Origin of the sequence: Bacteroides sp. K03 (assembly GCF_019734355.1) — a bacterium.
GTDB lineage: Bacteria > Bacteroidota > Bacteroidia > Bacteroidales > Bacteroidaceae > Bacteroides > Bacteroides nordii.
In genome coordinates this window covers 1-12,750 of sequence record NZ_JAASHC010000024.1, presented here as the reverse complement: position 1 = coordinate 12,750, position 12,750 = coordinate 1, and the positions used below count along the sequence as shown (strand labels likewise).

Annotated in this window: 8 protein-coding genes; 3 read left to right on the top strand and 5 right to left on the bottom strand. The window is 40.1% G+C overall.

All coding sequences use genetic code 11. The features are described 5' to 3' along the window. The first annotated feature begins 17 nt into the window (after positions 1-17). The 3 genes from HCG69_RS15095 to HCG69_RS15085 all read left to right on the top strand — a co-directional run bounded on the left by HCG69_RS15095 (position 18) and on the right by HCG69_RS15085 (position 3,231). Positions 18-1,076, top strand: a complete 1,059-nt coding sequence (locus HCG69_RS15095; protein WP_221650724.1) for a porin — start codon at positions 18-20, stop codon at positions 1,074-1,076. 341 nt (positions 1,077-1,417) lie between these two features. Next, complete coding sequence (locus HCG69_RS15090; RefSeq protein WP_221650723.1) at positions 1,418-1,885, top strand: CYTH domain-containing protein; 468 nt, start codon at positions 1,418-1,420, stop codon at positions 1,883-1,885. Between the two features lie 50 nt (positions 1,886-1,935). After that, positions 1,936-3,231 carry a DUF4010 domain-containing protein gene (locus tag HCG69_RS15085; protein ID WP_221650722.1) on the top strand — a complete coding sequence of 432 codons (1,296 nt, stop codon included), beginning with the start codon at positions 1,936-1,938 and terminating at the stop codon, positions 3,229-3,231. Between the two features lie 182 nt (positions 3,232-3,413). Here the strand turns inward: HCG69_RS15085 and HCG69_RS15080 are convergent, their stop codons facing one another. The 5 genes from HCG69_RS15080 to HCG69_RS15060 form a co-directional block, all read right to left on the bottom strand. Then, positions 3,414-4,406, bottom strand: coding sequence for a DUF5689 domain-containing protein (locus tag HCG69_RS15080; protein WP_221650721.1), 993 nt, complete (start codon positions 4,404-4,406; stop codon positions 3,414-3,416). Between the two features lie 28 nt (positions 4,407-4,434). Further along, on the bottom strand, positions 4,435-7,179 hold the full coding sequence (locus tag HCG69_RS15075; protein ID WP_221650720.1) for a carboxypeptidase regulatory-like domain-containing protein: 2,745 nt from the start codon (positions 7,177-7,179) through the stop codon (positions 4,435-4,437). A 15-nt stretch (positions 7,180-7,194) separates the two neighbouring features. After that, positions 7,195-8,229: an endonuclease/exonuclease/phosphatase family protein gene (locus HCG69_RS15070; protein WP_221650719.1), complete on the bottom strand. Its 1,035-nt coding sequence runs from the start codon at positions 8,227-8,229 to the stop codon at positions 7,195-7,197. 11 nt (positions 8,230-8,240) lie between these two features. Then, positions 8,241-9,437: a DNA/RNA non-specific endonuclease gene (locus tag HCG69_RS15065; protein ID WP_221650718.1), complete on the bottom strand. Its 1,197-nt coding sequence runs from the start codon at positions 9,435-9,437 to the stop codon at positions 8,241-8,243. 92 nt (positions 9,438-9,529) lie between these two features. Continuing rightward, positions 9,530-11,920: a DUF5689 domain-containing protein gene (locus HCG69_RS15060; protein ID WP_221650717.1), complete on the bottom strand. Its 2,391-nt coding sequence runs from the start codon at positions 11,918-11,920 to the stop codon at positions 9,530-9,532. Between the last annotated feature and the right edge of the window lie 830 nt (positions 11,921-12,750).

Genomic DNA, 12,750 nt, shown 5'->3' with positions numbered 1-12,750 from the left:
TAAAGATTTTGACCGGAATGAGGAAACTGACTACAGCCATAGCTGGTTTATTGCTTGCTACAATGGCTTTTGGACAAGTGAATGAAGAAGTAGTGGATGGCAAGAAGCTGAATAAAGAAAAAATGGAACTGCATGACTATTTGCCAGCCATCCATGGTACTGTTCGTGCTAAGTATGAGTATCAGACAGCTACGGATGAAAGCCGTTTCCAGGTGCGTAATGCACGTTTCAGTCTTACGGGCAATGTACTTCCTATTGTTGCTTACAAAGCAGAAATTGACTTATCAGATCAGGGCACTATCCGCATGCTGGATGCCTATACCCGTATCTTCCCGGTGAAACACCTTGATTTTACAATCGGGCAGATGCGTGTTCCTTTTACGATTGATGCCCATCGCTCTCCCCATCAGCAGTATTTTGCAAATCGTTCTTTTATTGCCAAGCAGGTGGGAGATGTGCGTGATGTAGGCGCTACGTTGGCCTATACTCGAAAAAATGCTGCAATGCCTTTTATTCTTGAAGGAGGTTTATTCAATGGTTCGGGACTTACTAATCAAAAAGAGTGGCAGAAGACGTTGAACTACTCCCTAAAAGGACAATTATGGTTTGCTAAAGGCTGGAATCTTACTTTAAGTACACAGATGATTAAACCGGAGGCTATACGTATTAATATGTATGATATCGGTATCTATTATGAAACAGACAATTTCCACATTGAAGCCGAATATCTATATAAGAAGTATGGTCACAGCTCTTTTGATGATGTACATGCTGTTAATAGCTTTGTAAATTATGATCTGCCATTGCACAAATTCTTTCATAAAATGTCGTTTCTCGTACGCTATGATATGATGAACGACCATAGTAACGGACTTGGAATGGACGAAACAACCCGTCGCCTTCCCGTTACGGATTATGCCCGTAAGCGTCTTACCGGCGGGCTTACTTTTAGCTTTTCCAAGGCTTTCGTTGCCGATATCCGATTGAACTATGAAAAGTATTTCTACAAAAAGGGGGGCATTCCTAAAGATTCGGAGCAAGATAAGTTAGTTATCGAATTTATGACGCGGTTTTAGAGAAGTACGTACTCTTATCTGTTTAAAGTACGTACTTTTGTGTATAATAAGTACGTATTTAACTCACCCTTAAAATACTATTTTCTGACAGTATAAAGTGCATGTTTTGTCGGTAAGATATAAATAAGCTAATGGTTGAAAATCAGCATTTTAGATAAAGGGAAGAATGTCTCTGACTTTTATTGCTGTTTTAAACTGGAGAATGCCGAAAAGATAGTTGCGATTTTGACAAATAACTTTTAGATATAATTATAACCTTACCACTCTATGACCCTACCACTCTGTAATCTTATAATCCTATAACTCTATCACCTTATGACTTTTATTTCTATCTTTGCGGTATGGCACAGGAGATAGAACGTAAGTTTCTCGTTATCGGAGATTTTAAATCACAGGCTTTTGAGCAAAGTCGTATTGTACAGGGGTATATAAGCAGTGCCCGTGGACGGACGGTACGTGTACGAATTCGTAATGGCAGAGGGTATCTTACTATCAAAGGGGCTTCTAATGAATCCGGTACCAGTCGTTATGAATGGGAGAAAGAGCTGCCTTTGCATGAGGCAGAAGAATTAATGAAACTTTGTGAACCGGGGGTAATTGATAAAACCCGCTATCTGGTTCGTAGTGGTGAGCATATTTTTGAAGTCGATGAGTTTTATGGTGAAAACGAAGGACTTATTGTTGCAGAGGTGGAACTCAATGCTGAAGATGAGGCTTTTGTGAAACCTTCTTTTATCGGACAGGAAGTAACAGGAGATGTTCGTTACTATAATTCACAGTTGATGAAGAAACCATACACAACCTGGTAACGCTAACAAAATAATCTGTATATTTGTTCTTATTATTAAAAGGACACTGTATGGAGCAATTATATAACTATCTTCCGCGTGAACTGGTCACTTTTATTCTGGTGACTTTGTTTTCTCTTCTTATCGGCCTTTCCCAACGTAAAATCAGTTTAAAACGAGAAGGGGAGACGACTCTTTTTGGTACTGACCGTACCTTTACCTTTATTGGTATATTGGGATATTTACTCTACATTCTTGATAAGGCAGATATGCGTTTGTTTATGGGAGGAGGTTTGATACTGGGTATCTTGCTTGGTTTGAACTATTATGTTAAGCAATCTCAGTTCCACGTATTTGGTGTGACTACCATCATAATTGCTTTGATCACCTATTGCATTGCTCCGATAGTTGATACGCAGCCTTCGTGGTTTTATGTAATGGTTGTTGTTACCGTATTATTACTGACGGAATTGAAACATACTTTCACCGAATTCGCCCAGCGTATGAAGAACGATGAAATGATTACCCTTGCCAAGTTTCTGGCTATTAGTGGTATCATTTTGCCCATGTTGCCTGATGAGAATATTATCCCGGATATCAACCTGACTCCTTATTCCATATGGCTGGCTACTGTGGTTGTTTCCGGCATTTCATATCTGTCTTATTTGCTGAAACGTTATGTGTTTCGTGAGTCCGGTGTGTTGGTTTCCGGTATTGTAGGTGGTCTTTATAGCAGTACTGCCACTATCTCTGTTTTAGCGCGTAAAAGTCGTAATATACATTCCGGTCAGGCTACGGAATATGTTGCTGCTATGTTGCTGGCAGTTAGTATGATGTTTTTGCGGTTTATGATACTGATCTTTATTTTTAGTCGTGAGATATTTCTGGATATTTATCCTTACCTCCTTATCATGGCATTGACTGCGGCAGCTGTTGCATGGTTTGTTCATTCGCGAAGGAAGAAAACAGATGTTACTGAAAATGTGGATGAGGATGAAGACGGTAGCAATCCGTTGGAGTTTAAAGTAGCATTGATTTTCGCTGTGCTGTTTGTTGTGTTTACCGTTCTTACGCACTATACATTGATTTATGCAGGTACGGGAGGGTTAAACCTTTTGTCGTTTATTTCGGGCTTTAGTGATATTACTCCTTTTATTCTGAACTTATTGCAAAGTACAGGTACTGTCGCTGCGTTGGTGATCACAGCTTGTAGTATGCAGGCAATTGTGAGTAATATTATGGTTAATATGTGCTACGCATTGTTCTTTTCCGGGAAGGGGAGTAAACTGCGTCCCTGGATATTAGGAGGATTCGGTTGTGTGATAGCGGTAAATGCGGTGGTATTATTAATATTCTATTTCTTGTAACCGATTGATCTTTTTATGATAAGAAAGTCCGGATGAAGCTTTTAACATCATCCGGACTTTTTTTTATGATGGTTTTGAATCGATTTCACCATAGAGTCACACAGAATTTTGTCGAGTTTCTTGTTGTAAATCAGATAAATAGTACTCTGTGGAACTCGGTGTTACTCTGTGGTGAGTTTGATTCAAAACTTAATATCATTCATACTATTAACCAATAACTGATATTTAATGTAATTACCCTTTTTGGCCGAATATTTTGTATAAATTGCTGTGATATCTCCTTTTTTACCATTTTGGGGCAACGGTTGAAGTGCGAAGTTGGCATAACCGCTTACGCGTACAATGTAGTTACCCGATGAGGTCGAAGTTCCTCCAAAAGAGAACCAGGATGAACCGTAATAACGTTGATTATTGTAGCTATAAGCATAAGTGGGTGTCAAGCCTTCACTCTCATAGAATTTATTGGTATAAACAGCCTCTGTTTGTCCTCCCGGATAGGTAACCTCCAGAAACTGAGGATATGTATCACCATCAAAAGTGCCGGCTTTATATTCCAAACCTTCAAAACGCACCAGACGTCCTAAGGCAGCATCCGTAAGCTTAGTCTTATAATCTTCTGCATTAACCACCAGTGTGTCTGCTGCAGTTAATTCTCCCAAGGCTCCCGGGAAAATGTGTGCATTGACCAGAAGCTGTGTTTCCAGATTACGGTTTGCATAACCTTTGGCGATATCAGTAGCGGTAGGCATTCCTCCTACACTCAACATATAGCGGTAACTACCAATGGCCAATCCTTTGGTTTTTACAAAAATCTCTTGTCCCGGATGATAGAACACATAGTTACTGACCATCAGTTTGAGTTCGATGGCTGATTCGGATTCTTCATCGTAAATATATACTGATTTGTAAACGTTACCAGCCTGATCGCTTGAGATTACTTTTCCATGTATTACATAATCTTCTGTTATTTCAAGCGTTTTGGCCAGGCTTGTTTCACCACTGCCATATACATCATAGAACAGTTGCTTGAAATCCTTGATAGAAATAATCTTCTCATTAGAAAAATCCTCTTTCGTCCATACTTTTGCAGGAGCAGGATCGTCAAAGTCATTGTAGCAGCCTGTGAAACTCAACACGACTGCTGCAATCATACATATTTTTACTATTTTGTTCATAGCTTTCATTTTTTATTCGTTACGTCATTTAGAAGCGGAAATAAATATTCATATAATAGGTCGTACCGAACATATAGAAATATTTCGAGTCGAACGGTTGATAAGTCTGATAGTTCTCATCTTTGTTCTTGAGCAAACGAATCTGTTCGTATCCACCGGTCTTAATATTTTGGTTGTTGAGCAGGTTCTTTACTTCCAGGCTGAATCCAAGTGTGTACGCACGGTTAATGTACCAGTTCTTACCTACACTTGCATTGAATACGCAAGCTGAATTGAATTTCTCCTGATGGCGCAACTCACGGATATCTTCTGCTGACATGTTACGTGATAATACTGCATCTGTACGATAGAGTGGACTCATAGACAGATACATATTATTATAGTAGTTCATATCAACGGAAGCATAAATGTTGTTACGGCTACGATAAGACAAGCCAATATTCATTGCTGTCTGAGGAGTACTTTCTACACGGAAATTTTTCCAGTAAACTTTACCCTCATTTTTAATTTCTCCACTGTTATCCTGAATCTGTACATAATCGGGGTTGGAGTCGTAAGTAAACTGTCCCCAGCTTATAGCACCGTTCAGAGCCAATCCGGCATACAGAGGTATAGAAGCCGCAACTTCCAAACCGAAATGCTGCTTATCGATACCGCTCATGGCAAAGTTGGAGAAAGTAGCTTCTACATCGTCATAGTAGGAAATAACTTTCGACTGATCCATGAATTTTGTATAATAGCCTGATACGCGTGCTTTAAAATCACCCCAACGGAAGTTGTAAGATGCATCTACACCAAATACTTTTTCTGCTGAGATGCCCGGAGTAACTGAATTACGTGTACGGGGAGACACGAATGCCGACTGGAATGCCGGAGCATCCTGCATATAAATAATGCTGGCGTCAATGGAATGAGCTGCCGAGAATTTATAATTGAAGTTGGCTTTCAGCTTATAGGTCAGATAGTTCAGCTTTTTAGAGTCACCCTGTGAGTCATTGGGGAACAATCCTTTTTTCCATAAACCATGACGCCACAAAGTAGAATGCCCGATCTCACCACCAAGGTTTATACCAAGACCTCTGAAGCTCGTTTCATACATTGCCCAGGCACGTGCAGTGAGGTTGTTTCCGTAATAGTCGTAGCTATATTTATCACCTTCTTTGGCAGCACGTGCATGTCCGTGTTGCTCGTAGTAATCCATATCATTCTGATAAGGAATAGGGTTGAGACCGCCCATGTCGCGTTCTGCAAACTTATCCACATCTACCCAATAATCACCGCCTAACAAATCTTTTACTTCGCTGTAATATTCGGTGCGGTTACGGCGTAAGTTCACTCCACCATTAATTTTAGAGCTATTACGGAGAATGTGAGAGAACTGTGTGTAGAAATTCCAGTCCAACTGATCGGTATGGCGTTCTTCAATCATGTTGATGGCACGGCGTCCGGAACCATACAATGAGTTTTCCGGCTGGTTGCGGTTAATGTCGTACAATTGGTCCCAATTGATGTGGCGAATATTGTCTGTATTGGTACGCCATGCTTCGTCGAGCCATGCACCTACTTCTGTACCATTATAAAAACTTGGCAGATAACGGTAGTAGTCGGGACGTGGGTCCGGACCGCCGTACCAGGTTAATGCAGAATAACCATTCTGACCAAATCGGAGTGAACTGGCAACGTTTAATTGCGAACGATCATTAATATCAAATGTGTAATTAAGCATTGTAATGGGCTCGTGATAATTACGTACGCGTGCATTGCGACGTTTACCATCCTGCCACCCCCAGTTAGGATTGTAGTAATTGTTTCCTACCAGGTCATAGGCTTCCTGAGTGGATGCTTGTTGTGCTCCACGTTCTGTAGGGGCACCCAGGATGGTTAATCCAAGACGGTGTTGAGGATTAAATTGTTTCTCAACAGAAGCAAAGTATCCGAAAGCATTGTAGTAAACGCCGTTCACATAAGAATTACCTCCCTGACGGGTTGATACGGAGAAGGCATAGGACCAGCCATTGTCCTGCTGCCCCGATGAATAGGTTACCATCCCGCGGAAACGGTACATGGAGTTACCATTTACTACACTTGCGCGCAAGCCTTTACGCATCTGTGAAGGGCGGGTATTAATATTAGTCGTACCGGCAATACCACCGATCCCCATGTCCCCCATCTTTAGTCCGGAAGTTATCTCCTGGTTACGTGTTGCGTCATTCAGACCACTCCACAATGACCATGGAGTATATCCTGTCATTGCATCATTGAGCTGGATTCCGTTCATGTAAACGTCCGAATATTGAGAGTCGTAACCGCGGACATTGAACCGCATTTCACTGAATTTATAAGATGCAATGTTGTTGAAGACATCTTTTGATGCCGACAATGACGAAGGCAATGATTGTGCATCTTCAAGTGTTTCGGTATCGAACTCTGTAAAGATGGCATCATCCATCATCGGAGTAACGTTATCGGGAACCATCACTACATTATTGATATCTCTTATCATCTTGTCTACGCGAACCGCGATGGTGAGTGATTCGAACTCTGCAGCTTCAAAGGTAAGAGAGTATTCACCTTTTGCTAAATTTTCAATCTCAAAATTACCTGTAGCATCGGTTTTTGTCGTCACGTCTCCCGGTGTCAAGGTGACCTTTACACCATCAATAGCCGCACGTGTAGTACGGGAAACGACCTTACCCTTGATACCGCCATACTGCGCAAAAGCGGTTAGTGATAGCAAAGATAATACCATAATTAGGAATGTTTTTATTCTCATAAATATTAAAGATTTTTATTTACCTATATAGATATATACGGGGAAGTGGTCGCTATAACCACCCTGGAAATTATTGCCTACATACGTGCGCAATGGATATCCTTTAAACTGCCCCTCTTTTTGTATCATGTAACTTTGTTTGAAAATATTGCCATAGAATTTAGAACCGGGAGCCCTTTGAAGCTTAAGTTTGCCTGTAGAACCTGTGGCAAGATTCTCTGTCACTACGATATTATCGAAAATGTTCCATGCATCGCCATAAGCCAATGTTCCAAATCCTGCTTTAAGCATATCGGCATAAGGATCATAGAGGTCTCCTTCTTTGAGGTCTTTTAATTTGAATTTTGCTCCCAACCCTTGTGCAATACTCTTGTCTGTAGGATCATCATTAAAGTCGCCCATTGCTATCACTTTTGTGGCCGGATTAGCTCTCAACACTGAGTCTGCAATGCTACGCATCTGTTCTCCTACCGCAATCCGTTTGAATTCGGAAGCTTCTTTGCCTCCCAGACGTGATGGCCAGTGTGCTACCATAAAGAAGAACGGTTCATCTTCGATGGTTCCCCACATGGTGAGAATATCACGCGTCTTGAAGTTGGGCAACGAAGGAATGACTGTTTTCACCGGATACTGCCCTTCTATTTTAAATACGTCAGGACGATACAGGAATGCTACATCCACTCCACGTGCTTCGGGAGAATCGAAGTGTGCGATTCGGTAGTTACCCGGAGCAAGCTTAGGAGTAGCGATAATATCCTCTAATACGCCACGGGTTTCTACTTCTGAAACACCAATTACAACCGGATAATTCTTATCAATGGCAGCGATGTCAAAAAGCACCCGTTCGATATTACTGAGCTTCTTGTTATATTTGGCTGTATTCCATTTTTTAGGTCCTTCGGGAGTAAACTCGTCATCCAGAACTTCAGGATCGTTGATCGTGTCAAAGAAATTCTCGATGTTGTAGAAAACTACTTTATAGGGCTTCTGTGCGAAACTGAACGAGATCAGTAACACAAAGAAAATTGAAGGAATTAATAGTTTTTTCATACGTCAGAATATTAGTTGATTCCCCACTGTGTAGGGTTGTTTTGTTGTTTTACAGTTGCTGATACTTGTGGGAAAAACGTAAAACCTGTTTTTGCTTCAATATCTGCTACTGATGTACAAATAGACCGGGGAGGTTCAATATTACCATAAGATTTTTGTTCCACCCAGAATCCGATAGAGATAAGTTCACTGTCCGAACAATCCTTGATAGCCTTACCTGTCGAACCACTTTTGGTACGCAATAGAACTTTATAGTAGTTCGTGGGAAGTGATACTACATTGCCGGCTCCGTCAAATGTGGTTGCATTGGAATTAAAAATGGCACCGGTTACTACATATAGAGTATCGGAGCATTTGTTTCCACGAACCCTGGCTTCGAGCTTTGCCCACATGTCTTGGTTGAGACGATTCAGCTGTGGAGTCATATTTGACATATAGAAAGTTTGAGCATTCAATTCATCAGTTGCCAAACGATCTGCAGATGGTAACTGGTGTCCACGATCATAGGATCCTCTGTATGATTTGTCTACACAGTTTGCCTGATAAGCCATAGGAATGATAGGATCAAAAGCCCATGCATCTGTGCGACTGCCGGATCCTGTCAGATAGGCATTGTGTATCGGATAGGCAACCCATAACGCAGCTTTCTTTGTCTTATCGAAGCAGATAGAGTAATTACGAACCTTTTTATCGTTGCTTAGTGGTCCGTAATGTGTGACGTATTGATAATTCGCATTCTCCTTAGGTGCCGGCAGTTCTGCCCAAGCTCCGAACGGCGGTAAATTTTGTTGCGATTCGGCAAGTTGTACCAAGGTGAAAGTCTGTGCTTCTCCTCCCGCAAAGCGGAAAGAGATTTTGGCTTCACGTTGCTCGTTTCCGGTATTGCTTTTGTAGTATACATATAGTACATTAAGTCCACTGTTTACTACACCGCTCTTGGTAGAATTCGTATAGTCTTTACTACTGAATGCACACCAGGTGTTTCCTTCGACAACTTCTGCGTCCCACTCAATGCCTGTTGTTCCTGTTATGATGATTGCCGAAGAACCTTCGGACGAGCTTACTGTCGAAGATATTTTCCAGTAAGCAACATTCGGCTCTTGTGATACTTCCGGATCATCACTGCCACAGGCTCCTACACACAGCATTAATATTGTGAGTAAGGTGGTGTGTATTACAGCTGTATAATATTTATGAATTGATGTCATTTAAATAATTGAAAAAGGGATGTTGAGAGATTATAAAACCTTGGAGAGGTGAAACACATCTCCAAGGATTGTCTTCTCATTATTTGTTTAAATTACTCGTAAGTGAGTTCCCATTTTGTGAATTGGGCATTGTGGGTACTGCTAATATAAATTCTGTACTTTGTATTAACAGCTGTTCCCGTCAAGTTATAGGTATAGTCCATATTACCCTCTGCCTGATCCCATTTAATGGCTTTGCCACCGGCTACTTCTGTGTTAGAACCATCTACAATAGCTACCATGACAGCAACAGATGCTCCGCTACGGGTTGTAACAGTGACTTTAGTTAATTTTTTGTCAGCGATGGCTGGCAATTCTATATAGGCTCCTTGTTTCCCATTTATAATATAAGGAACATTACTATTCATAGCCTGATAATATCCGTTACCAGTTGAACCGGCAAATACATAATCATGACCACCGAATGAGAATGTTGCTGCCTCTACTTTTTTATTTGCAGATAATTTAGGGAACGTACTTGGATAGTTGTCTGGAACCGTAAGATCAACAGTGAGAACGGTTTGATTTCCACTACCTTGTCCGGAAACACTTACGGGAACTGTTACTGTGTTACCGTTGGTAAGTGAGATGGATAACGTTTGATTTACCGGATTGGTACTATTGTTAGCTTTGGCAATAACTGTAACTTTATTACCATCTACTTCGGAGGATAATATGTCACTTAACCCCTCTGTAGAGATTGTATTACTCCCTTGATTAGCGATTTCAACAGTCAGAATTTGCGTTCCGCCTGTAGCAGGGAAACTTACTGGTGAAGGAGTTACAGAAATGATTGTAGGATCAGTTGAATTGAACCCTATTACGTCTTGCAGATTACGTGGCACAAGCTGGCTGTTGTTTTTGTAAACAGCTGCTAAACCAGTTATATCACTCTCTGTTTTTACAAATGGGCGATTAGCAAAGGCTGGTGAATCCTCCTTACAGAATACTGCAAAATTAACTCCTCCTGCAGTAAATGTATGAGTATCTGCACTTCCCCAAACACCTGCACTTTCTGGTGTTGCATTTTTAATTGTAACAGTCATGCCTTGGAATGCAGCAAGTTTATCCGCAGTAATGATAGTTGGAGTAATGGTTGTTGCTGAGCTGAGTTTTTCAACCTTAGCCCAATTGTCATCTTTAGAACCGGTTACTTCGTACATACCATTATAATTAACTGTTTTGGCAAGACTTTTATAGAGAGTAACTTTTACTTTATCTCCTTGGGTAAGTTGCAGTGCAGCAGGATCAACCTGACTTCCAAATAGTGTAATGCCATTGCCTGCAGTAGTTGCTCCTTCTGTTGCGAGAACGAGGTTGTTAACTGTATAGTTTCCTCCTTCAGTGTTACTTTGTACAATAGCTTCGAATGTACGATCGAAAGTAGCATCTACTGGAGTTTGCGTTGTAGTCATCATTCCGATAAGTTCAGGAATGGTAATTGGTTTTGTTTCTGCCGGTTCCGGTGGAGTAACATTTCCTAAATCTATTTCTTGTCCACCATTACCTGTGGATAGTGTAATATCATCAAGGCGGAAAGCAGATGCTGCTAAAGCAGTGAACTTGATGTATAATTTTGCAGAAGCTTGTTTTAACGTAAAGTTTGATGTTGCAAAAATCCAGTAAGGAGATTTTTCATCACCATTATTCTTTGTATAATTTACAGGAACCCAGTTCGTTCCATCGGCACTTAACGATAATATGAATTTGGACGGGTCAAAAGTGTTATCATATTCAGTAGCTCCTTCCGGTTTGTAGGAATAGCTGGCACCAAATGTGAGTCTTAAATTGGTTTGCTCTGCGTTTAGAGTAATATTATTTATTTGGAAGTCAGCAGGTAATGTTCCAAAGAATACAACATTGGGGCCTGAAGCACCTTCATATGCATTGGCATTGGATAAACCGGATGCACGCACTGTTGCTTTTTGTCCTGAATAAGTGACGTCGGCAACACCCATACCCGTTTTAGTCCATCCTTGATAAGCATCTACATAAGTAGGAGGATCTGTGATAGTTGTTGTACCGACAGTTTCGTGATAGATAACTTCCACAGGCGCAATATTGCCACTTTTGATCTTCACTGTTTCTGTCATCAATGGACCTACTTTATTTGAAATCTGGATTTCAACGCTTGCCTCATCTGTGATATTTTCCGGGATACTAACTTGAATCGTTGCAGAACCATCTCCTTCAGTTGCAGAAAGAGTTACCCAGGATTTGTCATCTTTCACAGTTGCTGTCCAATGGCGATTGGTCGAAATCTCGAAAGATGATTGGCTGCCTTCGGCAGGAGTACCGTCTGTAGTAAAAATCAGATTTGTTGGAGAGACTTCCAGATAAGGAGCCTCGGTGTCGTCATTATCGTCAACACAGCTCACAAAGGCCGTTGTGGCAATTAAGAGCATTGTTCCAAAAAACAACTTCAGAAAATTTAGATTCTTCATTGATGTTTAATAAATAAAAGTTAATATTGTAGGCGTTTTTAATTTGAATTTTCGCCGTAAAGCAAACAAAGATATATTATTGAGCTGAATAAACAAAGCTTAGCTATCTTATTTTATATTACATTTTGGTTAAATTTTTGCCATTAACCGCGGAAAAGCTTACATGAATATGTCAAATTGATAGCTGTTTACCTCCTTTAATTACTTTCATTTTTAAATTAAATAACAAATTACAGTTTTAATTGTTTAGAAAAACTTTAAAAATACTTATTGCTTTAATTTTACTTGACCTATATTGATTTTATTTATTGTTCTCAGGAGTCTGTATATATTTGATAAAAAACTTACAATGCTCAGTTGGAGTTTTCATCCCAGATTGATAATATATAAGTAATACTAATACGGAAACTGATTAATGATTGTTATTATTTGAGAATTTGAAAAAGAATTAATGTGTGAGAATGTATATTATTTGCTAATGAAAAAATGTAACAAAGATTCTTTCTCTTAAACAATTGATAATCAATGGAGTGAAAAAACGCGTTTTTTCTCTACGAGAAACGAGTCGAAACTCTACGAGAAACAGCTCGAAACTCTACGGAGATCGGGGCGATTCTCTATGGCAAATAGATCGGATGTTTGTAATGTTTTACATTGGCAGCTTCGGGTTGGGAGAGAATTTTCTTTTTGTGTAATTAAAGAGTACTACTGAGGTGAAGCGGATTTTTTAAAGTTCAATTTAACTATATAAGATTGACTTAATACAGATTTACTTTACACCGTTTTAACATTATAAAAATTCATATGGCAAGTAAAGTATTTCCTCGTTG